The sequence below is a fragment of the Streptomyces sp. NBC_00224 genome, assembly GCF_041435195.1.
Classification (GTDB): Bacteria; Actinomycetota; Actinomycetes; order Streptomycetales; family Streptomycetaceae; genus Streptomyces.
The window spans coordinates 549,423-575,757 of record NZ_CP108106.1 but is presented as its reverse complement, the minus strand read 5'-3'; the positions used below and the strand labels follow the sequence as shown (position 1 = coordinate 575,757).

23 protein-coding genes and 3 pseudogenes are annotated in these 26,335 nt (G+C 69.0%); 12 read left to right on the top strand and 14 right to left on the bottom strand.

What is annotated here, in order from left to right:
* Positions 1-122: 122 nt before the first annotated feature.
* From OG965_RS02790 to OG965_RS02780, 3 genes are read left to right on the top strand one after another with little or no spacing between them, the layout of a single operon-like run.
* On the top strand, positions 123-1,142 hold the full coding sequence (locus tag OG965_RS02790) for an ABC transporter ATP-binding protein (RefSeq protein WP_371648745.1): 1,020 nt from the start codon (positions 123-125) through the stop codon (positions 1,140-1,142).
* Entirely contained in the window at positions 1,139-2,497 is a 1,359-nt protein-coding gene (locus tag OG965_RS02785; protein WP_371648742.1) for an ABC transporter permease, read from the top strand. Before OG965_RS02790 ends, OG965_RS02785 begins: the two co-directional genes overlap by 4 nt.
* Before the next feature lie 4 nt (positions 2,498-2,501).
* Positions 2,502-5,261, top strand: coding sequence for a bifunctional YncE family protein/alkaline phosphatase family protein (locus tag OG965_RS02780; RefSeq protein WP_371648740.1), 2,760 nt, complete (start codon positions 2,502-2,504; stop codon positions 5,259-5,261).
* Between the two features lie 72 nt (positions 5,262-5,333).
* On the opposite strand, the gene OG965_RS02775 is transcribed toward OG965_RS02780, so the two are convergent.
* Both OG965_RS02775 and OG965_RS02770 read right to left on the bottom strand, forming a co-directional pair.
* Positions 5,334-5,876: a GNAT family N-acetyltransferase gene (locus tag OG965_RS02775; RefSeq protein WP_371648738.1), complete on the bottom strand. Its 543-nt coding sequence runs from the start codon at positions 5,874-5,876 to the stop codon at positions 5,334-5,336.
* A gap of 77 nt (positions 5,877-5,953) precedes the next feature.
* Positions 5,954-6,181 carry a hypothetical protein gene (locus OG965_RS02770; protein WP_371648736.1) on the bottom strand — a complete coding sequence of 76 codons (228 nt, stop codon included), beginning with the start codon at positions 6,179-6,181 and terminating at the stop codon, positions 5,954-5,956.
* A 60-nt stretch (positions 6,182-6,241) separates the two neighbouring features.
* On the opposite strand from OG965_RS02770, the gene OG965_RS02765 reads away from it, so the two are divergent.
* Positions 6,242-6,445, top strand: coding sequence for a hypothetical protein (locus tag OG965_RS02765; RefSeq protein WP_371648734.1), 204 nt, complete (start codon positions 6,242-6,244; stop codon positions 6,443-6,445).
* Positions 6,442-6,633, top strand: a complete 192-nt coding sequence (locus OG965_RS02760; protein WP_371648733.1) for a hypothetical protein — start codon at positions 6,442-6,444, stop codon at positions 6,631-6,633. Before OG965_RS02765 ends, OG965_RS02760 begins: the two co-directional genes overlap by 4 nt.
* A 659-nt stretch (positions 6,634-7,292) precedes the next feature.
* Here the strand turns inward: OG965_RS02760 and OG965_RS02755 are convergent.
* Together OG965_RS02755 and OG965_RS02750 are read right to left on the bottom strand one after the other, a co-directional pair.
* Complete coding sequence (locus OG965_RS02755; RefSeq protein ID WP_371648731.1) at positions 7,293-7,898, bottom strand: dihydrofolate reductase family protein; 606 nt, start codon at positions 7,896-7,898, stop codon at positions 7,293-7,295.
* Between the two features lie 1,154 nt (positions 7,899-9,052).
* On the bottom strand, positions 9,053-11,041 hold the full coding sequence (locus OG965_RS02750; RefSeq protein ID WP_371648729.1) for an IPT/TIG domain-containing protein: 1,989 nt from the start codon (positions 11,039-11,041) through the stop codon (positions 9,053-9,055).
* 316 nt (positions 11,042-11,357) lie between these two features.
* Between OG965_RS02750 and OG965_RS02745 the strand changes: the two genes are divergently transcribed.
* A complete protein-coding gene (locus OG965_RS02745) occupies positions 11,358-11,738 on the top strand; it encodes a lipoprotein (protein WP_371648727.1) in 381 nt (126 codons plus the stop codon).
* Between the two features lie 276 nt (positions 11,739-12,014).
* On the opposite strand, the gene OG965_RS02740 is transcribed toward OG965_RS02745, so the two are convergent.
* Together OG965_RS02740 and OG965_RS02735 are read right to left on the bottom strand one after the other, a co-directional pair.
* Positions 12,015-12,605 (bottom strand): hypothetical protein, encoded by a 591-nt coding sequence (locus OG965_RS02740; RefSeq protein WP_371648726.1) that lies wholly within the window; start codon positions 12,603-12,605, stop codon positions 12,015-12,017.
* 231 nt (positions 12,606-12,836) lie between these two features.
* Entirely contained in the window at positions 12,837-13,622 is a 786-nt protein-coding gene (locus OG965_RS02735; protein ID WP_371648724.1) for a DUF4239 domain-containing protein, read from the bottom strand.
* A 113-nt stretch (positions 13,623-13,735) separates the two neighbouring features.
* Between OG965_RS02735 and OG965_RS02730 the strand changes: the two are divergent.
* Positions 13,736-13,968: pseudogene (locus tag OG965_RS02730) on the top strand (transposase); the annotation flags it as partial.
* Positions 13,969-14,258: 290 nt separating this feature from the next.
* Positions 14,259-14,564, top strand: a complete 306-nt coding sequence (locus OG965_RS02725) for a cupin domain-containing protein (RefSeq protein WP_371648722.1) — start codon at positions 14,259-14,261, stop codon at positions 14,562-14,564.
* A 615-nt stretch (positions 14,565-15,179) separates the two neighbouring features.
* Here OG965_RS02725 and OG965_RS02720 read toward each other — a convergent pair.
* The 7 genes from OG965_RS02720 to OG965_RS02690 form a co-directional block, all read right to left on the bottom strand.
* Positions 15,180-16,484: an NAD(P)/FAD-dependent oxidoreductase gene (locus OG965_RS02720; protein WP_371648721.1), complete on the bottom strand. Its 1,305-nt coding sequence runs from the start codon at positions 16,482-16,484 to the stop codon at positions 15,180-15,182.
* Between the two features lie 195 nt (positions 16,485-16,679).
* Positions 16,680-17,378: a hypothetical protein gene (locus tag OG965_RS02715; protein WP_371648720.1), complete on the bottom strand. Its 699-nt coding sequence runs from the start codon at positions 17,376-17,378 to the stop codon at positions 16,680-16,682.
* Positions 17,379-17,686: 308 nt separating this feature from the next.
* The gene (locus OG965_RS02710; protein WP_371648719.1) at positions 17,687-18,697 is read right to left on the bottom strand and encodes a hypothetical protein; all 1,011 of its coding nucleotides are present in this window, start codon (positions 18,695-18,697) and stop codon (positions 17,687-17,689) included.
* 196 nt (positions 18,698-18,893) lie between these two features.
* Positions 18,894-19,394: a GNAT family N-acetyltransferase gene (locus OG965_RS02705; protein ID WP_371648717.1), complete on the bottom strand. Its 501-nt coding sequence runs from the start codon at positions 19,392-19,394 to the stop codon at positions 18,894-18,896.
* Between the two features lie 539 nt (positions 19,395-19,933).
* Positions 19,934-20,518: a hypothetical protein gene (locus OG965_RS02700; RefSeq protein WP_371648715.1), complete on the bottom strand. Its 585-nt coding sequence runs from the start codon at positions 20,516-20,518 to the stop codon at positions 19,934-19,936.
* Between the two features lie 625 nt (positions 20,519-21,143).
* Positions 21,144-21,848: a DUF4097 domain-containing protein gene (locus OG965_RS02695; RefSeq protein WP_371648713.1), complete on the bottom strand. Its 705-nt coding sequence runs from the start codon at positions 21,846-21,848 to the stop codon at positions 21,144-21,146.
* Between the two features lie 421 nt (positions 21,849-22,269).
* Entirely contained in the window at positions 22,270-22,851 is a 582-nt protein-coding gene (locus tag OG965_RS02690) for a hypothetical protein (protein WP_371648710.1), read from the bottom strand.
* Positions 22,852-23,131: 280 nt separating this feature from the next.
* Between OG965_RS02690 and OG965_RS02685 the strand changes: the two are divergent.
* The 4 genes and pseudogenes from OG965_RS02685 to OG965_RS02670 all read left to right on the top strand — a co-directional run.
* Positions 23,132-23,344: pseudogene (locus tag OG965_RS02685) on the top strand (IS630 family transposase); the annotation flags it as partial.
* 588 nt (positions 23,345-23,932) lie between these two features.
* Positions 23,933-24,364 (top strand): hypothetical protein, encoded by a 432-nt coding sequence (locus OG965_RS02680; protein ID WP_371648706.1) that lies wholly within the window; start codon positions 23,933-23,935, stop codon positions 24,362-24,364.
* Entirely contained in the window at positions 24,357-25,862 is a 1,506-nt protein-coding gene (locus OG965_RS02675; protein ID WP_371648703.1) for a caspase domain-containing protein, read from the top strand. The genes OG965_RS02680 and OG965_RS02675 overlap by 8 nt, the downstream gene beginning before the upstream one ends.
* Before the next feature lie 52 nt (positions 25,863-25,914).
* A pseudogene (locus OG965_RS02670) lies at positions 25,915-26,097 on the top strand (IS701 family transposase); the annotation flags it as partial.
* Positions 26,098-26,173: 76 nt separating this feature from the next.
* Here the strand turns inward: OG965_RS02670 and OG965_RS02665 are convergent.
* Positions 26,174-26,314, bottom strand: a complete 141-nt coding sequence (locus tag OG965_RS02665; protein WP_371657185.1) for a hypothetical protein — start codon at positions 26,312-26,314, stop codon at positions 26,174-26,176.
* Positions 26,315-26,335: the final 21 nt, after the last annotated feature.

Sequence of the window (26,335 nt, the reverse complement as noted above, 5' to 3'; positions counted from 1 at the left end):
TTCGCTGTCGGTGCGTCAGGTGCCGGTCTCCTTCCGTTCCTTGTGGCTTCAACTGGCCTACCCTGCCCGCGTCTTGTGTCGTCTCTATGTTCTGTTGGGGGTTCTTCTGGAAGAAGGGATTCATGGACACACTGCCGGCGCTGCAGGCCCGTGGGATCACCAAGTGTTTCGGCGACGTCATCGCACTCGACGGCGTCGATCTGGATGTGGCGCAGGGGCAGATCCATGGCCTGGTCGGACCGAACGGCGCGGGCAAGACGACCTTGCTCGGGCTTCTGCTGGGACTGGCCGTCGCCGACAGTGGCCGGCTGGAGATCCTGGGGACGCCGGTCGGGCGCGAGCTCGCCGCTCCCGACGGGGTCGCCGGCTTCGTGGACGGACCCGGCCTCTACCCCTCGCTCACCGCCCGGCAGAACCTCGCCGCCCTGGCAGCTCTGCGCGGCCACGACGCGCGGACGGCGGGGATCGACGACGTGCTCGACGAGGTCGGGCTCACCGATGTCGCCGACGACCGGGCCCGCGGCTTCTCCCTCGGTATGCGCCAGCGGCTCGGGCTCGCCGCCGCCTTGCTCACCAAGCCCCGGCTGCTCGTCCTCGACGAACCGGCCAACGGCCTCGACCCGGCAGGAAAGAGACACGTGCACGGTGTCCTGACCCGGCTCGCCGCCGACGGAACCAGCGTCGTGCTCTCCAGCCACCGCATGGACGACGTCGAAGCGCTGTGCTCCGAGGTCACGATCCTCGCCACCGGACGGGTCGTCTTCTCCGGCCCGCTCGGCAAGCTCGCCGCCGAGAACCGTGAACTCGACTACCGGCTCATCACCTCCGACCCGTCGGCTGCCCGGCTGCTGGCGGACGAGACGGACGGGACCCGGACCGTCGACGACGCCGAGGGGCGACGCGACTCCGGCGTGCTCGTCGTGCGCGCCCTGGTGCCTGCCCTCGACGAGTTGGTGAGGCGGCTCGTCCACGCGGACATCGCGCTGCGCGAGCTCGCCCCAGTGGCCTCGCCGCTCGAAACCGCCTTCCTCTCCCTCACCGAGCCGCTCACCGAGCCGCTCACCGAGCCGCTCACCGAGCCGCTCACCGAGAAGTCGATCGTGCGACAGCAGCCGATCGAGCCGCAGGAGCCCGGAAAATGACCACGACCGTCGCCGCCCCCCACGCTTCCGCCGCCCACCGCGTCCCGGTGGCGCGTGCATACCGCTTCGAGCTGGTCAAGCTCGTCTCCCAGTGGCGTATCCGCCTGCTGGTGCTCGCCTGCTGGCTCGTGCCGGGTGCCTTCGTCGCCCTGGTGGCCCAGCAGAGCACGCTCCCCACGGACACGCTCTTCGGCCGCTGGATGCACGCGACCGGGTGGGCCGGACCGCTGGTGACGCTCGGGTTCTCCGGCAGTTGGGCGCTGCCGCTGCTCACCTCGGTGGTCGCCGGTGATGTGTTCGCCTGCGAGGACCGGTTGGGGACCTGGCGCCATCTCATCGTGGCGGTGCGCTCACCCCGGCGGATCTTCGCGGCGAAGGCTCTGGCCGGTCTCAGCGTCATCCTGGTGCTCGTGGTGGGCCTGGCCTGTTCCAGTACGGTCGGCGGGCTCGCGGCGGTCGGCAACCATCCACTCGTCGGCCTCGACGGGCACGCGGTGGCACCGTCGGACGCCGCTTGGAAGGTCGTGCTCGCCTGGGTCTGCGTGCTGGCCCCGACGCTGGCCCTCGCCGCGATCGGACTGCTCGGCTCCGTCACCCTGGGGCGCTCGCCGATGGGACTGCTGCTGCCGGTTCTCGTCGCGCTGGCGATGCAGCTCGCCCAGATCCTGCCGCTGCCCGTAGCCGTACGCCTGGCCCTGCCCGGTTACGCGTTCATCGCCTGGAACGGACTGTTCACCAGCCCCGCGCAGGGCAGCCCGCTCCTGATCGGCGTCGTGGTGAGTCTGCTGTGGGCCGTGACCGCCGGCGCGCTGGCCTACCTCCTGTTCGTACGCCGCGACTTCACCAACCCGGCGCACGACGGCCCGGGGCGTCGCGGGCTCACCATCGCGGTGCTGCCGTTCGCCGGGCTGCTCGCCGGGACGGTGGCCGTCGTCGCGGCGGCGACGACGGCCGGCGGCTCCGGCATCGAGCAGGAGAAGGTGCAGCGCTCGCTCGCCACGGAATTCGCCCACCTCTATCGCACGCAGACCGAGCAGCTCAACCGGCCCGCCGTCACCGAGGCGCAGCTGAAGGCCACGGCGGCGTGCACCAAGGGCAACGTCAGGACCGGCGCCCACGGGCCGGGCAACGACTGGCGCTGCGTCGTCTCCTGGCACCTCCCCGGTGTCGAGGCCACCGGACAAGCCGTGTACCAGCTCGATGTCGGCGCGGACGGGCGGTTCGTGGCCGACGGCGACGGGCCGAAGGAAGTGAACGGCTACTTCCTGGTGCGGACCGCCACTGGGGACGCGCCGAACCCGCTCTGGCAGTTCGACGGCAATGTCGAGCTGCTCTCCGCCACCCCGAAGGGATGACTCCATGCAGGTCACACGTCGCCGTCGGAGTGCCGAGGAGAGGCGCTCCGGCTCTGTCGGCAGGCGTATCGGCAGACGCCCCGGCCGGCGAACCCCCCTGGCAACGGCAGGCGTCGCCGCCGTTGCCCTCGCTCTGGCCGGCACCGCCTTCGCCCGGACCGACCAGTTCGGCACGGCCCAGGTGGGCCAGGTCACCCAGCAGGGCCAGGTCATCTCCAGCGACCAGTTCATCGCCCCGTTCGGTGCCCGCTTCGTCATCAACAACGGCAAGATCATGTCGTCCACGGTCAGCCCGGACGGCACCCACTTCGCGGCCTCGCTCGCCGACGGGGGGCTGGCGCTGGACATCGTGAACCTGCGGAGGGGGAAGCTGCAGCAGCGCATCGGCAACTCCGCATCGGCCGACCTGCGCATCAGCGGCAACGACGTGGGCCAGGAAGGCCCGACGTACTCGCCCGACGGCAAGCAGCTGTGGCTGGGCCAGACCGACGGCTACACCAAGTTCACCGTCAACGCGGACGGCAGCCTCGCCGGCCCCGTGGCCGTCAAGATCCCGGCGGACGGCCCCAAGCACGCGCTGGTGGGCGCGGCGGCGTTCTCGCCCGACAGCTCCACCGTGTACGCGGCGGTCAACGGCCAGAACCGGGTGGCCGCCATCAACGCGGCGACCGGGGCGGTCCAGCAGAGCTGGGCCGTGGGCAACGCCCCGCGCGGCATGGCCTTGGTCGGCTCCAAGCTGTACGTCAGCAACGAGGGCGGCCGACCGGCGCGGCCCGGCGAGACCACGGTCAACTCCTACGACACCCAGGTGCCCGCGGACCCGGTGACCGCGGCGACCACCACCGGCACGGTCAGCGTCATCGACGTGGCGAACCCGAGTGCCGCCGTCGCGAGCATCGACGTCGGTCTGCACCCGACGGCCGTGTACGCCAAGAAGGGCGCTGTGTTCGTCACCAACACCGCGACCAACGACGTCTCGGTCATCGACCCGGCGAAGGACAAGGTCGTCCAGACGATCTCCACCAGGCCGTGGCCGGAGGCGTCCGTGGGCTACGAGCCCAACGCGGTGACGTTCTCCCGCGACGGCCGCCTGCTGGTGACGCTCGGCCGGGCCAACGCCGTCGCCGTCTACCGCTACACCACCCCGCAGGAGCCGGTCAGCTATGTCGGCCTGCTCCCCACGGACTACTTCCCCGCGGAGATCACCACCGTCGGCAACGAGGTGCTGGTCTCCAACACCCGTGGCATCGACGCGCGCCGCCCTTCCAACAGCGCCGGACACGGCACCCACGACACGACATCGAGCCTGCAGCGGTTCCTCCTGCCCAAGGACAGCATCATCAAGGCCCAGACGGCCAAGGTCTTCGAGCAGAACGGCTGGACGCCCGGCTCGGTCACGCACGGCCAGGGCAACGCGCAGCCGGTGCCCGTCCCCGTACGGCTCGGTGACCCGTCGACGATCAAGCACGTCTTCCTGATCGTCAAGGAGAACCGGACCTACGACCAGGTCTACGGGGACCTGCCGCAGGGCAACGGCGCCCCGGCGCTGGCCGAGTTCGGCGAGAACGTGACCCCCAACCAGCATGCGCTGGCCAAGCAGTTCGGGCTCTACGACAACACGTACGACATCGGTACGAACTCGGCCGAGGGGCACAACTGGCTGATGCAGGCCGACAACCCGGAGTACACCGAGTCCATGGCCGGTGAGTACGCGCGCAGCTACGACACCGAGGACGACGCCCTCGGCCACCAGCGGACCGGTTTCCTGTGGACCGGCGCCCAGGCCGCCGGACAGTCCGTACGGGACTTCGGCGAGTTCCAGCAGTTCCTGACCAAGCCGGCGGGCGCGAGCTGGCAGAACCTGTACTGCGACACCAAGAACATGCGCTCGACCGGACAGGACACCGCCTACCCCCTGGTCTCGTCCTCGCCGATCCCCTCGCTCAACGACGTGTCGGTGCACGGCTTCGCGAAGTTCGACACCAGCGTGCCGGACATCTACCGGTACGAGATCTGGAAGCGTGACTTCGAGAAGAACGGGCCGGCGAACCTGAACATGTTCTGGCTCTCCAGCGACCACACCGGCGGACCGCCGAACGCGGCCGCCCAGGTCGCCGACAACGACCTCGCCACCGGCCGGCTCGTCGACACGATCTCGCACAGCCCGTACTGGAAGGACTCCGCGATCTTCGTGGTCGAGGACGACTCCCAGGCCGGCCTGGACCACGTCGACGGCCACCGCGCCCCGATCCAGATCATCAGCCCCTGGGCCAAGCACGGCGTCGTCGACAGCCACTACTACTCGCAGATCACGATGATCCGCACCATCGAGCAGATCCTCGGGATCCACCCGATGAACCAGAAGGACAGCGCGGCCAGCCCGATGGCCGCGGCGTTCACCGCCACGCCGGACCTCACCCCGTTCAGCGCGCTGCCCAACCGCACCTCGCTGACGGGGGGTCTGACGGTCCCGCCCACTTGCGGCGAGGACGCCCCGGCGCCGCAGAACCCCGCCGCGGCGGCCGCCCCGACGGCGAAGGTGCCCGCGGACATGCACAAGCTCGCGGCGCAATGGGAGACCTGGAAGTCGCACCAGCGGCTCACCGGACCCGACGCCAAGCCCGACTTCGCCAACCCCGCGCAAATGAACCACTTCACCTGGTACCAGACGCACGAGTGGGCGAAGCCGTATCCCGGCGAGAAGAAGATCTACGCGCCCGAGGACGTGCCGGGCGCCTACATCCCGTCAGCCGATCGCGACTGACGCAGTGAATGCAGACACAGGGCCCCGGCCGACGTCACCGTCGGCCGGGGCCCTGTAGTCGTGCGCAGCAGCCTAGGCCCTCGACTCCGCCTTCCAGTCCTGGGCGAGCAGGCCGAGCAGCACCTCGTCCAGGAACTCGCCCATCACCCAGGCCGAGGAGCGCAGCACGCCCTCGCGGACGAAGCCGTTGCGCTCGGCGGAGCGGAGCATCGCGGCGTTGTCCGACAGCGTCTCGATCGCCAGCCGTTGGAGGCCGCGCACGACGAAGCCGTAGTGGCACAGCACCGCGACCACGTCGGTGCCGTAGCCCTTGCCGCGAGAGGACGGCAGCAGTCCCAGGCCGATGTGCGCCGTCCGGTTGTGGGTGTCGATGCCCCACAGGGTCGCGGTGCCGACCAGCGCGCCGCCGTCCAGCTCCACTGCGGAGAACGGGACGCTTCCATGCTGGCTGTCGTCCACCACGAGCCGCGGGTCCTTCGAGCCGGGCGTGACTGGCCGCCACGGCCCGCTCTCGGCCCGCGAGGCGTTGGCCACGTCGTCGTAGAGCTCGGCCCGCAGGATGGGGATGTCCTCCTCGTGCCGGGCCCGCAGCCCGATCTTGTTGCCTCGAAGCATGCGAGCTGTCTATCGGACCGGGTCGGCCGGCGGCAAACAAATTAAGCCCGTCAACGGCCGTCCGTTGTCCCGTCAGGTCACGGCTGCGCCTCCCGCCGCGCCTGCTCGTGCAGGGCCGTCCGGGCCGCGGCCGAGGGACCGTCCGGGTCCCAGTACGGATGGGCGGCGATCAGGACAGCCAGCCGCTCAAGGCTCCGCCGGGCGGCCGCGGTCCCGTCCGGCGCGGGATCGGTCAGCCGCCGGTACGCGTCGTACCGCGCCACCTGGTCTGTCGCGAGATCATGGGGGAGGGGAAAAGTCGCCATGATGACATTGGGCCGCGTGTTCGAATTGGTGGGCAAAAGCCCAGGTGGAATACTCCCGCCGTGACCTCCACCCGTCGCCCCCTCGGCACCGGCCCGCAGACACCGCAGCCGCCGGTGCCGCCCGCCGAGCCCCGCCACCGCGTGCACGCAACCCAGGCCGATCTGGACACCGGCCCCCTGGGCCAGGCCCACCTCCCCGACGTCGACGATCTCCGGAAACGGGGCGTGCTGAGCCCCGAGCCCCTGGAAGACTCCACCCCGTGAGCACCACGCGCCGCCCGCTGGGCACCGGACCCCGCACCGACCACGAGCAGTCCCGCACGGACGAGCGCCGCACCACAGTCGAGCGCGCGCCCGCTGGCCCCAGGAGCCCCGTTCAGCCTCCGGCCGGCCCCGCGCGCAGTGGCCGCCGCCCGCTGGGCACCGGCCCCGAGGCCGCCGACGACCACTAGTAGGACTTGCCGCCAGCGGACCCCTCCGCTGGCGTCATTCGCTGGCCCAGCTCCGTGCCCGCCATGGGGCGAAGGGCCATGTTTCGACACCCCCCACAGTTCCCGCGGTGAACGCGCTTTCCGCATCACCGAACTCACCGCCGAGAAACAGCACCCAGGGAGGCCCTGGCGGCGCATGTGACCCGTGGCCTGTCCGAGCAGGCGAGGGGCGGACAGCGGTGCCGGGGTTGATCACGGTCGCGAGGTGGTGAACCGGTTGGTGGGGGAGCCGCCTGTACCGGCTGGTCTGCCGCCGTCGGAGGGGCGACGGGAGGTGTGGTTGGTCCAGGAGTTGTCGGTGCATGCCCGTCTGCACGCCGAGATCGAGACCGAGATCGAGTCCGAGCTGTTGTCGCTGTGGCGGGCGGAGCGGATGGTCGCTGAATGGCGGCGGGAGCCGGGGGCGCCGGGCGAGGAGGAGGTCGCCGCTCGCGGGCGAAGGAGTGGGAGGCCCGCTTGCTCAAGGCGGCGCGGGAGGAGGGGCGTTCGAGCCCGTCTTCCAGCGCTGGGGGTGATCCGGAGTGTGCTGGTGGCCGCCAGCACGGGCGACGTGGAGCACTCGTGCTGCGCTGCGAGAGTTCCGCCGGTCGCCATCGGCGGCACTCCCGCAGCGCATGACACTAGTAGCTGTCGTAGCTGGGCTTACCGTTTGTCCGGTAGACGCCGACGATGGTGCCGCCCTTCGTCGTCGAGACGCTGACTGGCTCCAGCGCAGTGGGGATCGTTCCGTCGGCGAACAGCCGCTTGCCGGTGCCGATGATCACCGGGTGGATGGTCAGCCGGTACTCGTCGACGAGGCCGTGCTGCATGAGGGTCTGGGCGAGGTCTCCGCTGCCGACGACGTTGATGTTGCCGCCGTCGGACGCCTTCAGCTTGCGCACGGCATCGACGATGTCGCCCTCCAGCAGCGTGGAGTTCTGCCACTCGACGGACGTCAGGGTCCGGGACGCCACGTACTTGTGCATGCCGTTCATCCGATCGGTGAACGGGTTCTCGGGATCGGCGGTCGGCCAGTACGACGCGAAGATCTCGTACGTCTTGCGGCCGAGCAGCATCGCGTCGGAGTGCTCGTACCAACCGGCAATCGCCGTGCCGACCTCGTCGTCGGCCACCGGTTTCTGCCAGCCGCCGTGCTTGAACCCGCTCTCAGCGTCCTCGTCCGGACCGCCCGGCGCCTGCATGACGCCGTCGAGCGTCAGAAACGTGCAAACAATGATCTTGCGCATGGTGTGCTCCTTTCGTCGACGGGTAGACCGTGCAGCCGCCGCAAACTCATCGGCGGAACTTCCGCGGCGGTCGAGCGCGGGGGATCGTTGTCGGGGACTTCGAACCGGCCGGTCAGGTGCACGAAGGGCGCCGCCTGTCAGATGTCCCCCAGGGCCACCCCATCGCACCACGCCCGGACGGCCCGAGCGACCTGGGCCAGGTCGTCCGTCTCGCCGTCGATGAGGGCCACGCCGTGAAACGACTCCGTACCGCGGATCGACCACTGCCGTTGGTGCGACCAGGCGCTGATCTGCAGCGGCTCGCGGTGCGGCGGCGTTCCTTCGACGGTCGCGTGGAGCAGCGGAGCGAAGTCCGGTCACGTGACGGCGACGGCGTCCAGGCCGCCCTCCGCCTCGGCTTCGAAGGCGCCGGTGCGCGGCCGTGCCTACGAATACGGTGTCGCATTCCGTTCAAGGCCGAGCATTCGCAGGCCAGGCGCGGAGGGGAACTCGCCGCTGCCGCGGGGGCCATACCGCGCCGTCGGCCCTGGCTGGCGAAGAGGAGAGGCCACTACCGTGCCGAAGAGCGCGGACGGGCCCGTAGAGGACATGCGGGTCCTGCGGCGCGGTATGTCGCCCGGCGTCGAACGTGACTCGAACTTGAGAGGCGTTTCCGCAGTTCAGCGGACGTGAGGGCGGCCTTCATACCTGATCGGATGCTCCGACCATGGGGTGCGCGTGACCAGGACGAAGGCCGTTGCCATGAGTGTGGTGGATCACGATGCCCGGCGGGAAGCGTTCGTGAAGGCTGGGCTTGATCACAGGGCGAGCGGTGGTCCGGCCTCCTCACGGATCAGAACATCCGCCGCGGCACACACCACAACGTGCAAACTCTCTAAGCCGACATCCGCACCAGGTCAAGGAGTGGGACACCAACCCCAAACCGTTCATCGTGACCAAGACGGCCGAGGAAATCCTCGGCTCCCTCGCCCGCTTCTGCCAACGGATCTCTGGCGCAGGACACCAGGACACGGCCAAGCCAGGAAGGTGCGACGTCGGCTGGTGTACGGCGGCAGGCGGCTGGGGTGCTGGGGGGCTGGTGTCACGCGATGGGGGGGATGCACGGGGGCCGCCCGCGTTCGCTGGCGGCCCCTTTGTTGTTGTGTTGTCGTTGGTCAGCAGCTGGTGGTGGTGTCCGTGGGGTCGGCGGTGCAGGTGTCGGTGCCCGAGCCGCCGTTGGCGGTGTCGCCGCCGGTGCCGTCCTGGACGTTGATGCTGTCGTTGCCGAGGTTGCCGATCAGGGTGTCGGTGCCGGAGGTGTCGACGAGGGTGTCGTTGCCGTTCTGTCCGTCGAGGTTGTCGTTGCCGGCTTCGCCGTACAGGGTGTCGGCGCCGTTGCCGCCGTAGACGGTGTCGTTGCCGGGCCCGGCGTAGACGATGTCGTCGCCGTTGTCGGCCTTGATGATGTCGTCGCCACCGAGGCCACAGATCACGTCGGCCCCATTGGTGCCGTTGAGTGTGTCGTTGCCGCTGGTCCCGGTGATCGTGCAGCCGTGGCCGTTGTTGACCGTGGTGGTCTCGACGTCGGAGTTGTTGCCCGGGGTGGAGTCGGCCACGGCCGAGGTGGTGGCGCCGGTGGCGGTGACGGTACCGGTCGCCTGCGGTTCGACCACCACAGTGACCGTCGCCGATGCGGCGCCTGCCAGGGTACCGAGGGTGCAGTTGACCGTCGGCGCGCTGATAGTGCACGAGCCCTGGGAACTAGTCGCGGACACGATCGTGGCGGAGGAGCCGGACAGGGTCAGTGCGGAGGTGGTCGACGTTGCGGTGGCCGGGCCGTTGTTGGTGACGGTCTGGGTGTAGGTGAGGGGGTCGCCCAAGGAGACCGGGTCGGCCGAGTCGGTGACGGCGGACGCGAGGTCGGCGTTGGGGGTGAGGTAGGTGAACTGGTCGGCGCCGCTGGTCGCGCTGGTGCCGGCGGGGGTGGTGACCTGCACGTCGACGGTGCCGGCGGCGTGCGCGGGCGAGGTGGCGGTGCAGGAGGTCGCCGAGCAGGACACGGCGGTGGCCGGGTTGCCGGGTCCGAAGGTGACGGAGGTGGCGCCGGTCAGGTCGGTGCCGGTGATGGTGACGATGGTGCCGCCCGCGGTGGGCCCGGAGGTCGGGCTGACGGCGGTGACGGTCGGAGACGGGGTCACCACCGTTACCGTCACTGTCGCGGTGGACGGCGGTGAGGTGACCGGCGTGCCCGACGGGGGTGTGCCCATCGCGACCGCGGTGTTGCTGATCTGTCCCGCGTCCACGTCTGCTTGCGTGACCGTGTAGGGGGAGGATGCGCAGGTGATGGACTCGCCTGCGGCCAGCGTGGATTGTGGGCAGGTGACGGAAACTGGCGGGCCTGCGGGGGCCGTCAGCGTGTCCGTGACCGTCACATTGGTCAGGGACGCGTTGCCGGTGTTGGTCACCACGTAGGAGTACGTCACCGTTTCACCGGCGGCCGAGACCGTGGTCGGCGTCGCCGACTTCGCCACCGTGATTCCCGCAGTCGCCGTTACTGGCACCGTCACCGTGGACGGCGGCGATTGGACCGGCGTGCCGGAGGGAGGTGTGCCTTCCGCGACCGCGGTGTTGCTGATTTGGCCTGCGTCCACGTCCGCCTGCGTGACCGTGTAGGGGGAGGATGTGCAGGTGATGGACTCGCCTGCGGCCAGCGTGGATTGTGGGCAGGTGACGGAAACTGGCGGGCCTGCGGGGGCCGTCAGCGTGTCCGTGACCGTCACATTGGTCAAGGGCTCGTCGCCGGTGTTGGTCACCACGTAGGAGTACGTCACCGTTTCACCCACGGCCGAGACCGTGGTCGGCGACGCCGACTTCGCCAACGTCAGCCCCGGAGCCAGGGCCGCCGTCACCGGCGCGGCGGACGCCATGGCCGTCGGCAGTGCGAGAGCGGAGGCCGCCGCCAGGAGCAGTGCCATCACCAGCGCCGCGAAGTTGCGGCCCGTGGTCTGCGACCGGTGCAGCGCGTTCAGTTGTCCGGTGTGGAGCTGGGCCCCTCGCCGGTTCAATCGTGTTCTCCCGTTCGGCAGCGCGAGGACGGAGAGCAGGGCGTTCAGTCGGCGGCCGAGCCTGTGGAGCGGTAAGCCGCTGGGCAGGATGGAAGACATCAGAGTGTCCCCTTTCCGTGTCCGCACCGTGTCGGCGGGGACCAGCAGCCCCCTGGGAATCCGCAGTGGTACGGACAACGACGCGACGGGCCAATAACCGTGTGACGGCTCGACTTGGGCCTGCTGCGGCCGGGCGGGGGCTGGGCCGAGGGGTGCAGCTGCCTGAGGAGTCAGGTGAGTTGGTGCGTAGCGGTCGTTGACGTCAGCATGACACTGTCATACTCCACCTGGAACAGAATGGACCAAAGTGTCAATCTAAGCCTGAAGCGTTCATTTGCCATCAAAAGAGAGTGAACGGATGACAGGAGTTGGGCACTTGACGTGCTCTGGTGTGCTCGCCTGGCAGCAGGGTGCCCAGCGGCCCGGCAGACGGCCGATTAAGGAGTTTCATCAGCACCGCTCCGGACGGCAGCGTGCCGGTTCACCGGCGGGTGGTGAACCGACCGTCGGGCAGTTTACGCAGCCATCCGCGGCCCGTCAGCCTCACGAGCTTCCCGCTCAGCGGTTCCAGCTTGCCCCGCAGTACGAGACGTACAGCAAGCTCCTCGACGAGTCGAAGCAGGAGCACGCCCTGGCCGTCATCACCTCGAGCGGCGCGGTGGTCCTGCACCTGGGCGGCATGGACACCAACGAGCACAAGGAAATGCTCCCGGCCTACGAACTGGCCAAGCAGAGCCTGCGGGTCAACTCCCAGTAGGGTTCGCTCAGCGTCCGGCCAGTCACCGGAGGTCGCCCCGGCTCGGGGGACTGCACGTCCCGCCGGTGCCGGTACGGCGGGGAGCCACTGACGAGGGCGGGTGCGCTCGCGCTGGCAGTGCTGGCACACGTAGCCCATGCGCAGCATCAGCTTCATGGCCACCAGAGTCCTGGTGGATCTTGCACAGCCACGACAGTTCGGAGTTCTCCGGGAAGTCGCGGGGCCCGCAGGGTGACCCGGGCTGGGGGCTCACCCGCCCCCACGTCGTCCCGGTGCTCAGTGACCGCCGCGTGGCTCGAAGCAGCCGCTCTCCAGGAACGGGCCGTTGACCTTGACTAGGTAGTTGGTGGGCTGCGTGAACGCGGTGACGCAGGCGTCGTTGCGGACTCGCAGGGCGATGCGGGCGCCCTCGGGCCTGACGGGGTGAGTGTCGGTGAGTCCGAGCCGTTCGCCCATATCCTGCACGACGAGCGTTCCACGGCCCTGCTCGCTGTCGGGGCCTTCGCTGCGGTAGCCGAGCTGGAGCAGCGCTGCTCGCACGCGCGTCGGGTCCCAGACTTTGTCGTCCCAGAGGCGCTTGAGTACGGGTTCGATGCGATCGGCCTCGGCCCTGGCGATCTTTTCGCTGTTGGGGGACATGTCCTTGGGGATCTTGAAGCCGTTGTTCTCGCGGTAGTGCGGGGCTCCATCGTGGGAGTCGGGTTCCACGTTTCCGCGCCCGGGGCCGACGGGGGAGCCCGTGGGCGAGGGCGAGAGGGCGGAGCCAGCCGCTGTGGGGCCGGTGCGCTGCTGGCCGCAGGCAGTCAGGGCCAGGGCGGCGCTCAGGAGGAGGCCTGCGACAACGTATCTGTACCTGGATATCTGCATGAGGAAGACTCTGTCACGGGGCCGGCGCGCAACGCCCGCTCATGAAGGCGAAGTCACAGCGAGTACCGAGCCCCCTTGCGAGGTGCCGGCGCGTTCGTTGACGCGCGTCGGGCCGCAGTGAGCTGCCATACGGATCCAGGCGGGGGGTGGGCCCGACACCGCCCCGGATGGATCAGTAGCCCCTGTCCATCCTTTGCAGCGGTCAACCGGACCTCACCCGCAGCCGGCCGATCACCAGAACTTTGCCAGCACGCCTTCCTTGAACGCGTCCGGCTGCACGCTGATGTCCCCGGAAAACGGGTGGTCGAGCACGAGGACGAGCAGCAGGGTGAAGCCGACGAGCGCGGCGACCGAGCCGACGAACAGCAGCCGTACTCGTCGGCTCTTGTTGCCGTACAGGAACGTGAGCGGGATGATCACGAGCGCGCCTCCGTACGCCAATATCTTGAACAGTTCCGGCAGCGACTGCTGGGCTTTGGTGATCCGGGCCCGGCGCTCAGCGACGACCTTGTTGATGTCGCTGATGGTCTCGCGGTAGAAAGCCTTCTGGCGCTCTGTCTTCGGCTCGAATGAGTTCAGCGTGGCGAACATGTCTTCCATGGCTCGTTCTGTGGCGCCGTACTTGGGGCGGCCCTTTCGCATGAGGGGCCACTGCACCTCCGCCACGGCGTGAGCGTAGTCGCTGACGGCGTGCTCCATGTCGGCGCGCTGGGCGGGCGGGAAGGCCTGGGAGTCGCGGACCATCTGCGCCAGGTGGGCCGACTCATTGGCGACGACCATCTCGGCTTCGTCCGCCTGGGTCCACAGGGTGACGACGACGAAGGCCAGGATGATCCCGTAAATGGCAGCGAACATGCCAAGTCCCGCGCCGATCATGTCGTTGTGTTCGCCCTCGGCGATTGCGGGATGTAAACGGTAGGTCAGCAGGCTGCCTGTCAATGCCAGGGCGACGATGCCGCCGACCGTGATCAGGGTGAGGGAGGCGGTGGACAGATGGTTCAACAGCCAGATCTCCACAAGGAGGTGTTCTGCTCGACCGCCGCGCCCGCCATGCATGACCGAGGTCAAACCACCGGGACAGGTGAGCCTTCGGTCCTCGCGCTGATGGTGGCTTCCGCGAGCCCGAGGGTGTCGCCGATGCGGTGACCGGCGGAAACCGCAACGATGTCACGTAGTTGCTGCCCCTGCTCGACAAGATCCCGGCCGGGTACGGTCGGACGCCCCCGGGCGCCGCCTCGACACGCTGTTCGCCGACCGCGCTTACGGCCACGACAGGTACTGTCGTCTGCGGTGGGCAGGCGGCATCCGCCCGATGATCGCCCGACGCGGTGAGCCACACGGCAGCGGCCTGGGTTTTCCGCGGGGCCATCGAGCGCATGATCTCCGGGCTGTACGGCTTGCGTTTGAATCTGTCGGCCCCGGGTGCGGGGGTGGGGATGCTAGTGGTTCATCTCGGATCGTTGACCGGGTCATGGATGAGCCTCTGGTGGGGGCCGGGGGCCGGGGGCTGGCTTCGGTCTGGCCCCGGCGACAGGTTTTACCGAACGGTCGACCAGTTGTTTTCCCTGGTCAGGTAGTTTTCAAGGCATCCATTGATCTTTATGTGCGGGCCCTTTCGGCATGACCGGCCGGGTCCGTGAGGAGGGGTGTGTCATGAGTGCGGTCGACCTTGCGGAGACGGCGGCCGGTCTGCCGGAGGCGTGGAGTTCTCGCAAGCTGGGCATGGTGGGGGCGGCCTGCGTGAAGGTACTGCGCATGAATGAGTTGCCGGTCGAGGAGGAGAGCCATGGGGCCGCCGAGGCTCTGCTGGTCCTCGACGGCCGGCTGGAGCTGGAGGTGGACGGCACGCCGGTGTCGGTGCGGGCGGGCGAGCTGTTCATGGTGGCGGCAGGAGCTGCCCACACGGTCCGTCCCGGGAGCCGGGGCACATTGGTGATCGTGGAACTGCCCGAGGAGTGATGTCTCCCTACGGACGCTGAACAGAATGTTTAGCGTCCAGCTAGCGCCCGAGTGCTGCTCTGCGCTACCAGCAGCGCCGCGAGGATCGCCAACGTCCGTGGTGTTCCTCGGTAGTTGCCGTAGCGAGCGAGCCGGGCGAAGTATGCCTGTCAGCCAGGGAGTTCCACTCCACGGCTCCGGTCGCGTCGCCTTGGTCGGCGAGGCACTGTTCGCCGTAGGAGGCCCGCGGGGAGTGCTGGCTGCGGGTGAGGAGGGCCGTCGGTCGACTCGGCGGCCGTGCGCGCCGGAGCAGAGCGAGCAGCGGCTCTCCGGGGCCGATTTCGATGTCCGCGAGTGTCGCTGCCGCTCGTGGGTACCCGTGGGCCGAGGAGCGCGTTCCTCGCGGCGGACCGGCGTACGACTCGTTCGACGGGCTCGGCCAGCCGTGTTCCCAGAGTTTTCACGACCCTTTTCCCGGCTATGGCCGCACACGCGACGAACGCACCCACGGTGGCCGCCACCCAGGTCGGCCCCGGGACCCGCCCGGCGGCGAGCACCACCGAGGTCGCTGCCAGTACGGCGCCGTGGCGCCCGCCCCGCGACCCCGCGACGGCTGCCGTGGCCTGCCGGGACTCGTCAGCACAGGCCGAAGGGCGGCTTCAGGTAGGAGGGGCGGTCCGGCTGTGCCATGGGCGCGGCGGCGGGAGCGAACGTCTTCTGCGGGAGGGGGAAGTCCCAGGGTTCGCCCAGTACGACGGTCGAGGCGAGCCGGCCGATCTCGTCGGATCCGCGGGCTCCGTGGCCGTTGCCACCGACGGCCACGGACAGGCCGTCGTCCAGGTGACCGAGGTAGGGGTAGCGGGAGGGGGTTTTGTCGACGACGCAGCACGCCTCGCGGACGGAGACCGGTTCCAGGTGGGGGAGCAGCATGCGTGTCATCCGCAGGAGGAATTGGGATTGTCGCGGCGTGATGGTCTGCCGCGTGCACCATGCGAGGATCTCCTGTGCCGCCCGCAGTTCCTCGACGAGGGGCTGCATCGCTGGTCCGATCCTCAAGTACCACCTGCCGTCGGGGTACTGGACCGGCGGCAGCAGATAGGCCGACATGTTGTCGTCGCCCGAGTCGGTCGGGTCGATGGTGACGACCGTGGGGAGGTCCCGCAGACGTTCGCGCTGGGGCGCGTCGACCTCGAACAGCAGGTTGGGCTCGGTGAAGACCTGCAGGTCGAGCTGGCGGCCTTGGGGGAGAGCGTCGTTGTGGTTGATCAGCGCACCTGCCGCGACGAGGACTTTCTCGGCGCCGACGCAGAAGGGGCCGCCGGCGGCGCCTTCCCCGCGTACGCACCACAGGCCGGTCTTCTCGTCCCTGCCTACGGAGGTCACAGATCCCCGGAGCAGCCGTGCCCCCGCTGTCGCCGCCAGCTCCAGCTGGGACCTCACCAGTCGCCGCGGATTGATGTAGCCGGCGTTCTTGCGCTCCAGGAGGGCGTCGACACCGCCGGCGATCGGGGGCGGGCACAGTTCGGGGAACTCCCCTCGCACCTCCGCGTCCGAGAGCCGCTCCACCACGACGCCGTCCTCCCGCCCGGTGCTGAGCATGTCCCGGGTGTGGTCACCGAGCGAGTTCGCCGCCAGCGCGAGAGAACCGCACTCGTGGAAGAAGCTGATGCCGGACTCGGCCTCGATGTCCCGGTACCGGGCGGTCGAGCGCGTGTCCACGGTGCCCCAGAACCGATCCCAGCCCAGACAGCGGGCGATCCGGGACTCGTCCTGATGGGCGCCGAACTCCGGCAGCCGGACGGTCGTCCGGTACGCGGGATCTGCGGGACCGATCACGACGGTGTCCGCGCCCGCGCGGCTGAGGTACTTGGCCGCCGCGGAACCGAACATCCCCGCGCCGACAACGGCGACCTCGGCGTGGCGCACCACGATGCTCCTCATGGATCGATGTCGCTGGCGAACCGGGCACGGGCGTCGTCTGACAAGGTCCCTTGCCGAGCAGTGCCCTGGAGGTTCTCCGGAAAACGCCGGAACATCACTCACCGTGCGGGATTGGCGGATTCTGTCGCGTGCACGGCCGGATGACGCGGGCCGGGGTTGCCGCGGAACTCGGGCGGTCGGGCCGGCCCGTGGACGTCAGGCGTACAGGCGGCGCGCCGACGTCGTCGTCTGCGGGACGGCACCAGGCGTGGTGTAGGCGAAGTTGAGGACGGTACGCCGCACTCCGGCGCGGGTGAGCGGGGTGACGCGGTGCGCGGTGGTGTCGCTGCGCAGCAGGTATGCGTCGCCGGCGCGGTGGTGGGCGGTGCGCGCGGGGCCGGCGGTGAGGTCCCGCAGGGAGGCGGCGTCACAGACGTACTCCAGCAGCCCGCCGTCCTCCGGCGAGGACGGCGCCTCCAGGAAGATCACGAGGGCGTAGGGGTAGTCGTCGGTGTGCGCGCCGTGGGTGTCGCCCTCGCGGTGGAGGATGTTCAGCACGTGCCGTTCCACCTGGTCGGGCACCGGGAGCGGCCTCTGCCCGATCAGTCCGGAGATGAGCGCCAGGAGCTCCGGGTCGGCGTACAACTCGGGGACGAGGTTTGACGCCTTGGCGATGTCGTGGCCGCCGAGGGTCGTCATGTGCCGTGGAGAGCCGCCCATGCTTGCCATGGTGAAGTCCCGGCGTCGGGCGGCCTGTTCCAGGCGCTCCGCGTCCTCACGCAGCACGGACAGGCCTGTTGTGGTCAGCAGGCCTGGCAGCGGCAGGTAGCCCTCTGAGCGCAAGAGGGCGGCGGCCGCGTCGCCTGCCAGTTGAACGGTGCGAAGCCGCCCGTTCGACACGGAAAGTAGCGTCACGAGGCTGCAGCGTAGTGGATGAGCGGCCCTCGGTCGGCTGTGACGTCAGCGCCCGCCATGGCTCCGCAGTCAGGCTGCAGGGCGGTCGTCCTGGTCGTCGCAGGGCAGTTGGGCGGCTGGAGGGGTTGGTCGTGAAGGCGGGGTGGCCTGCGGTCAGCCTCGGTGATCGCCGTCGGCTGCACGTCGAGAGTGCCGCCGCAGGAGCGGTCGATGTCCTGGATGACACCCCAGCGCCTACCGGGTCGCTCCGGGGCCGGGGCGCTCGGCAGCGATCGGGGTCTCTGCGGCAGCACATCTGTGTGCCCCGGTCAGGTGGCGGGGCAGCCGTGCCGGTGGGCTGACGCGGTGGCGAAGGACTCCAGCAGGTGGTTGAGCGCGGCCGGGTCACTCGTGCCGTGTGCTCCGGAGGTTCCGTCCGGGGCGCGGTCGTTGGTGCGTACGAGCTTGAAGTACGCGGTCCCGATGGCGCCTTTGCACGCCACCGACCGCGTAGAGGCGTCCTTCGCGGTGCCGGGGTAGCGGCCGTCGAGGTACATCTCCTGCTCGGCTGACGGGCCGTAGTACGCGGTCATGTGGAAAAGTCCCAGCTTGCCCCGCTTGAGCGAGCACTGTTCGGTGAGCGCGCGTCCGGCGGGCTTCTCGGAGACGGTCGTGACCGTCAGATGGGCGGCCTCGCGGGCGTCCACGACGCCGGCGCAGGTGCCTGTCGCCTGTGCGACGGGCCGCTGGGCCCAGTCCGTGCGGTCGACGCTCGCGGGGCGTTCGCCCAGCTTGCCCTCGCAGGAGAAGTGGCCTGCCGCCTTGCGTGCCGTCTCGGTGGCGAGGCGGGCGACTTGGAGGAGCTGAGCGGCCGAGAGCTCCTTGGTGGGCTTGGTCGTCTCGGCCGTGACGTACAGGCCCTTGCCGGCAAGGGGCGCGCAGTCGACCAGTACGGCTGCCTGCGGCTCGTGCCGGTCGGTGAAGGATCCGTTCCAGCCGTGCCCGATCGGCGTCGCGGACGCCTCGTCACCTGCGCCGTTGGCCCGGTAGGCGGCCCGGGGACGGATCTGGAGGCGCAGAACCGATCCGGTGTCGTCGCCCTTGGGCCACACCGAGCACCACTGGGACTCGTGGCCGGCCCAGTCACCGGTGTGACCGCGTGCTTTGAGCTCTCCTGCGCCGAAGTACGCCCGTGCCTCCTCCACCGCGAGTGTGCCTTGGCAGCGGTCGGCGAGGTCGTCCCCGCCCTCGTCCCGCAGCCACACGCCCCAGACCAGTCCGGCAGCCACGAGCGCGAGCACTACCGCACCGATCAGCACCGTTGGGCGCAGCCTTGACATCCGTCCCCCATGATCGTTCTTTTCTTGACCCGCCATTGTGGCTGACGATCCCCGCCCCTACGCATGCGGCCCCGCAACGGGCCATACCCGCGTACAGCCGACGATCTCGATCCTCCCGCTGGGGGGGGCGGCGCGGCACGCCACCACCGGCACAAAGGCGGATGCGGCACGAACTGAGCATGCCTGGAGCAAGTAGTTACTGATCGTCAGCTGCGAGATTCACGCACGCCGTGAGTTCCTCACCATCGGGGACGAGATGCACACCGATACGGGCCATGAGGGTCTGCACCGCGGTGTTGTCCGGCGTCGTGCTCACATAGACAGAGGTGAATCCCTCCGTGCGAGCCTGCTTCAAAAGGAACTCCAGCACGGCACCGCCCACGCCAACGCCTCGGTGAGACCGTCCGATCCACACCCCGACCTCCGCTGCCCCGGCCTGCTTGTCCACGGGGCACAGCCGTGCTGCTCCAACAACCCGCCGTGAAGCGGCGATGGCAAAAGTGGTCTCTACCGGGTCTGTCGCCAGCGAGCGTGACTCGTGGAAGCGCACGAATGCCGACCGACGCTCCGGCGTCCATCCACCTGGCTCCTCCACGGGCGGCATCACCTCAAGCGGATCGGCATCCTCGACTGCGGCATGCAGCAATTCCGCGAGGAGAGTCCGGTCAAGGGGGCGGAGCGTGACATCGGATCGCATGGCCGCATGCTGTCATGGCGTCTATGACTGCCTCTAATGAGTTCGCCAGCTGGTCAGTTGCCGACGATGTCGAGCAGGGTCCTGGAAGCGGCGGCCCCTGCTCCGGGAACGGCTCGGCGAGCAGGGAGAGGCCTGGCCGACCCGTCGCCCCGCCACCTTCCCAGCGCCACCGCCCCGGTACGCGCCGCACGGGGGAGAGCCCGTATGCCGGTCCCGCGCCGCCTGTAGCAACGTGGATGTGGTCGGGTGGCTCGCCGACAGGGGCCTGGGACGACGCTGACACGGAGTATCGGCGCGAGCCCTCGTACGAGCTCAGGTAGCCGCCCGCCGACCGGCCCGACCGGCCCGGCACCCGGCCGCTGGGCACCGGGCCGCACGTCGGCGTGAGCGGATCTCGCCGGAGCGGGCCCGAGCGTCCGACCTGGAGCGGCGACCGGATCCACGCCGCCGCGGTCCGGCTGGACCACGCCGGCAGCTCAGCGCATCCGCTTCGACATCTCCAGGTCGGTGATGGCCCCGGCGCCGGGGCTCGGCGCGCGCTACAGGAGGCTGACCGAGCTGGCTCGGTCGTTCATCGCGTCGCCGACGTAGGGCGTGGCGGTGTGGTACTCCTGCTGCGTGCCGCTGTGGTAGATGTCCGAGGACAGCGCGACCCAGCAGTTGTTCGCGGGGATCAGGGAGCTGACACTGTCGTTCCAGTCGTCGAGGGTGTCATACTGCCAGTCCCACTGCCCGTCGTTCTCGCACGGTGCGGGGATCGTCAGCGTGAGGGACGCGCCGCCGTAGTTCCAGTCTTCGTAGAGGATGGCGCCCACGACCTTGTTCACGGCGCCGGCGGTCCGAGCGCCGGCAGGGGAGGTGGCCGGGGCGTTGAGTTCGGCGAGGAACTTCTTGTCCTTCGCGGCCTGCTCCGGGGTCGCCGGAGCGTCGGTGACCCGGCCGCCGGTCGCTGCGGCGATCACGTCGCGAAAGCTGTCGTAGCACGTGGTCTTGTGCGTAGTGACGTTGGCGACGCAGTGGGAGCCGGCCTTGGTCTTGGGCGTCGCCTGGGCGGTGGCAGTGGTCCCGACGAGGGCCATGCTCAACGAGGCGATGACGATGGCTGCGCGTCTGACAGAGGGCATGTGTCTCTCCTGTACACGATGAATTGTCCGCTGGTGGTGTCGGTCACGTCGACCGCGGTCAGCCCATCGCTCAACACTCCATACGCCATGAACGTCGGATAAACGCCCTGGACCGCCCGCACGGTGTTCCGGCGGGTACTGGTGGCTGGCTGGGGCCTGCACGGCGCCGAGGCAGTCCTGAAACTCCGTGCCGTGTTGAGTAAAGGCGACTTCACCGCCTACTGGGCCTTCCAGGTCGCCCACGAACACGAACGCGTCCATCAGGCCCCCCCCACCAGGACAGATACGTCCTCGGCGCGTGATCCCCACCCTCCCTCGAAAGGACCGCACCCTTTGCCACTGACGCCCGAGCACCTCAAGTTCGACGACAGGCACGCCCACTTGATCCTGGGCCGCCACCCCGTCCTGCTACCACCACGGCTCGCCGAGCTCCTCCGCCGCCTCGCCGAACAGCCTCAGCTACGGCCGCAGCCCTCGCGAGTCCACCCCGGCCCTCAGTGGCTCTTCCCCGGCATGGTCCCGGGCAAGCCGATCTCAACGCACGGCATGACACAGAAGCTCAACCGGCACGGCATCCCGGTCCGCACCGCGCGCAACGCGGCGCTGGCCGCTCTCAAGAAGGTCACTAGCCTGCCGACTCCACAGTCAGGTCACCGTTCGTTGTCGACAGATCCAAGCGGTACTTGCCCGACGGGTCGTTCTTGAACGCCACCTTCTTGTCGCCGTGGGAGTTGGTCGCTGAGATCTGGTACTTGGCGGGCGGGGCCGTGATCGTGAGGCTGCCGCTGGTCGTGCGGGCCTTGATGTTCTGTGGGGTGGCCGTCTGGATCGTCACCTCGCCGTTCGACGTCTGCGTGTCGATGTCGCCGCCCTTGGCGTCCTTGACGTTGACGTCACCGTTGGACGTGCTCAGCTTCACAGGGCCCCTCGCGCTGTTCACTGCGATCTCGCCGTTGCTTGTGTGCACGTCGACCGTGCCGACATCGGTCAGCGTGAGGCTGCCGTTGGACGTGCCTCCCGTCACCGGAAGACCGGCGGGCACCTTGACGACGTAGTCGACGCCGCAGTTCTTGCCGCAGCCGGAGAGCGTCAGGACGCCGTTCTCGACGCTGAAGGACGTGCCACTGGGCTTGTCACCACGGTAGTTGACCTTTCGGTGCACGGAGGCCGTTGAGATGTCCGCCGACGCGTCCACCTTCACCCCGCCGTTCCCGCTGTCGAGACGGATCGAGGTGATTTTCTGGGGCACCTCGGCATCGTCCTCGAAGGTCTTCTGGTCGAGGGCCGAGCAGGCGGAGAGCCCGCCGACGGTGAGAGCAGCCAAAGCCACTGGTGCAAGGACGCGCGTCTGTAGGTGTCGCATGAAGTTCCCCGTATGGAGCGAGTTGGATCGGTGATCAGTCATTGCGACTTTACTCAGCCACAGTCCCGCCCACGATGGGGGAAACCCCCCATTGTCAGGACTGGCTGACCTTTACAGTGACGAGAGCGGCCGTGAGGAGATGGCGTGACTTACTGCCGGGCTCCACCGGAAGAGGCTGCTGTGCCCGACTGCCCCGCCGAAACCTGCCTTCTGCCCCGCCCCGAACGAGGCCGGACAGCCCCGGACGAGCCGGGACAGGCGGAACCAAACAAACCCGGCTGACTACACCACTTCGCGGGACATGATCCGTACCCGCCCCGCACAGCTCGCACGCGACGGCCTGGGCGAGGTGGTGCTCGCTGCATCCTGGGACTGTGTTTCGGGGTGGTCAGCTGTAGTGGAGGGGACATGCGTTGCGCAGGCTGTGTTCGGCGGCGCGGAGGTACATCGCTGTGTAGAAGGCGGCGTCGAGGTTGTCCTGCCAGGGGCCCGGGTGCGTTTCGGCTGCTCGCTGGGCCTCGGGGCTGTCGAACCAGTTGGTGAGGTTGAGGTTGTCGCAGTACGCCGGCGTCTGCGGGGGAAGTGCCAGTTGTCGGGCCAGCGTCTGAGCGGCGGCAAGGACGGTGGCGGCGGAATGGGCGATCGTGATGTCGCCGTGAGGCGAAGGGACACGCAGTTCGATGGGCTCGGGAAGGGTGATCGGCAGGAGCAGGTCCCAGCCGAGGAGTGCGTCGCTGCGATCCTGGCCGTCGGGCTGAGCGCGGCACAGGGCGCTGAAGCTGTCCATGGGGCGGTTGAGCTTCTCTTCGAATGTGGTGCCCGATCCAGGGACGAAGGCGTGGGGTGGCGGGGGTGTGAGCGGCGGCAGCTTGAGGCGTCTCAGTTCGGTGGTGAGGGCGCGGGCGGTGGGTTTGAGGACTTCTTCGTCGTCCCAGTCCTCGGAGCCGATACTGACCAAGTAGATACCCATGGCCGGGAATCTACGGTGAGGCACTGACATGGGCGCTGGGCTCGGCCACCCGCGCAGCCAGCTCCTGGATGTGGAGTCTTGGGATGTACTGGCGGCCAAGTAGTAAATGCCGCCGCGCCGCCCCCGAGGGAGCGTGATCGCCACCACCTTCCCGGGCTGGTGGACGGGCCAGCTCGTTCAAGTCCTTGCCACCTCGGGCGGCGAGGAAGCAGGGTATGAACCCACGGCGTGGGTGTGTACGCGGACTACCGTGTGATCACCAACAACGACAAGGTCGCCAAGGCGTCCGGACAAGCGGGCCGTCGAGCAGGACGCGGAAGCGGTCCGCATCTGGCGGGAGAAGATCTGGCCGACGATCGATGCGACGGCGAAGGCCCAGGACGGTGAGGGGATCTTCGTCGACCAGGTCGGCATCCGTGCCGACCAGGCCACTGGCCGCACCTGGGGCGTGAAGGGGTGCACGCCGGTTGTACGCCGCGCGGGCAACCGATTCCGGTCGGCAAGCGGAGGCGGTGGCCGGCACCGGCCCCCTCCCGCGAGGACCGGGCTTCGCACGGCCCCTCTGGTGGTAGTTCCCGGGCCGCGTCGGGTGTTAACGGTGCGTGGCATCCTCACGTGCGCCGAAGATCCGGCCGGCGCGGGGGACTCCGGCCGCCGATTGCATCGGGTGCGGACTCGTGACGGTTTGAGATTGGCTGCCGCCTGGTGCGGGATGCCCCTGCGTGACCAGCGATGTTGGGCTGGGGAGACGCCAGCGACGGTAGTGACTCACGGTGCCTGATCGCCAGCCGGTGTCACTCGTACGACTGACTGACCAACGGACCGCCCGTCGACTCGCGTCTGATGCGGTTTTCTCGCATCCAACGAAAGTGGCAGAGGGTGGTGGACCGGTGAGGATCGACGTCGCGGCGCCGGGTGCGGCAAGACGCCAACTGGTGAGCGGGGTCGCGCTGCTGCGGCCCGCAGGCGACTTCGGCACACGGTCTGCGAGTATCCATGAAACCGCCCCGATGATGGGCCCGTTCATGCCACTCTGTCACCCTTCTTGCACTTCGAGCACTGCCATAAAGGGGGCCGGGACATGGACAGTCACGGGGATCTCGCCGAGGCGACCATTCGACTCTGGCACGACGAGTCGACTGGGATGCGCATGGCAGAAGCCGAAACGGCCGCGCTGATGGCAGAGCTGGCGGGGCTCGCACTGCATCGCGTCACGCCGCTGTCGGCAGGTCCGGCGCCGGTGGGCACCCGGTCGGCCGAGGCATGGGAGGCCGCCGCGCTCGTGATCGTCCTGCGGACCGCGCCGACACTGGTGCGGTCATTGGTCGGGCTGCTTCAGGACTGGCTGCGGCGCCGCAACTCCGGCTCCATCGAGATGAAGCTGGGCGAGCACGAACTACGGCTCACCTCCACCGGACGCGCCGAACAGCGCGAGGCGATCGAGCACTTCTTCACATCTGTCGAGCGGGACCGAGACGCGGCTCGGTCGGCAGAGTCCGGCGACCATGGCTAGGCGGGCTCTCGTCGTGACGACCTCGCGCTACGACGATCCGCGGCTGGAGCATCTGCCCGGGGCGAACGCGGACGCGGTGGCCCTCTCCGAGGTACTGAGTGACGGGGCGATCGGGGGCTTCGAGGTCGACATCCTCAAGGACCGGACGCGCGACGAAGTGGCCCGGGGCGTGCAGCGCTTCTTCAGCGCGGCGGCTCCCGAGGACCTTCTGCTGCTCCACCTCTCCTGCCACGGCCGCAAGGACTCTCGGGGCCGGCTGCACTTCGCCGCTCGGGACACGGAGGTCGACACGCTCGAAGCAAGCTCGGTCGACGCCGACTTCCTCAACGACCGCATGGAGCAGAGCGCGTCGCAACAGATCATTCTGCTCCTCGACTGCTGCTACAGCGGCGCGTTCGTGAAGGGCATGCGCACGCGTGCGGGCGAACATGCCATCGATGTGGCGGGCAACCTCGGCGGCCGCGGCCGCTTCATCATCACCTCCTCGACCTCGCTGCAGTACAGCTACGAGGACGGTGAGCGCAGCCGCGACGGGGCCAAGCCGTCGGTCTTCACCTCGGCCGTGGTGAAGTCGCTGCGCCACGGCACGGGCGACCGTGACGGCGACGGTCGCGTCGGCGCCGAGGAGTTCTACCGGGACGTCTGCGACCGGGTCACGCGGATCCTGCCCGACCAGACGCCGACCCTCAGCGTCAACAGCGCGATCGGTGACCTTGTCGTCGCCTTCAATCCGGCGGGGCCCAGACCGAGTCGTCCCGCCGCAGTCGAACCGGTCGCCGCGGCCGCCGCGGAGCCGGTCGTGGTCGCGCCCTCGACGGACTACCCATTCGACCCGGTGAAGGGTTCCGGGTACGACATCGGCGCGGTCATGAACCACCTCAAGGAGGTCATCGACCTCGTGTCGGACCCTCGGCGGACCAAGCCGGTCCGGTCGCCTTTCTTCTCCGAGGTGTCGGGCAAGAGCGGTATCGGCTACGACAAGCAGCAGGTAGACGCCCACATCCTGCACCACCTTGCCGAACCCGCCGACTTCGAGGTCGCGTTGAACCGACTGCTGCGGGAGCAGCGGGTCGCCCTCATCGACGAGGGCACGCCCGTGGGGCGCAGATTCGTCAATCTGCGGGAACGGTGCCAACTCGTAGGCTGGGAGCGTCTGATCGGTCACGTCAAGACGGGCCGCATCGTGGACCCGCGATGGGCGGTGGCCTATACGAGCACACATCTGTGCGTGCTCGACGCGACACACCTGCTGCGGGTGCCCTATCGGGAGTTGTCGTCGCTCTCGGTGTCCTCCACGAGCCGGTGGGATACCTGGTCGGGCAGCAACGACCAGGCGGGGTGGGGAGGGGAGACCGAAGTGGTCACCACCACGGTCCGCTTCGGCGCTCAGGAGGCAGTGTTCGAGGCGTTCCACGGGAAGCTGATGCGCGATGCCCTCAATGCCTTCGTCGCCGCCATGGCCGATCTCCGCAAGCGCCACCCCGACTGGTTCGCCTGATAGGGCTCCGTGAGGTCCTTCGGTCGGTCCTGATCAGGGGCATGGTGGGTGTGTGGACGCACTCGAAGCGATGTGTGTTCGGGGCAAGTTGGCAAGGTTGGTGGCGGACGTGTTCGCGTCGGTGCCGCGGGAAGACCAGCGTGTGAAGGGAGATTGTTATCTGCGTGGGCTGCTGCCTCTCGCGGCGGTGCCGCAAGATCGTCTTCCATGGGGTCGAAACGCAGTAGTCCAAAGGGTGCAGTCGCGTGCGGAGAGCACCGGCAGAGCGCCCGCCGCGGCAGGCGAGTGGGCGACACCGGATGGCCCGAAGATCACGCCCTCGTACGCCCAGCGCAGCTGGAGGCGCTGCCCGCCGCGGCGGCGCCCATCGGCATCAGCGCCGACGGGTGCCGCGCTTGGTGGTCGTCCGGCTGCTCAAGACGAGCCGCGGCCCGGCTGGTGTGGAGGGGCATATGGGGACTGGTGAGCCGTGG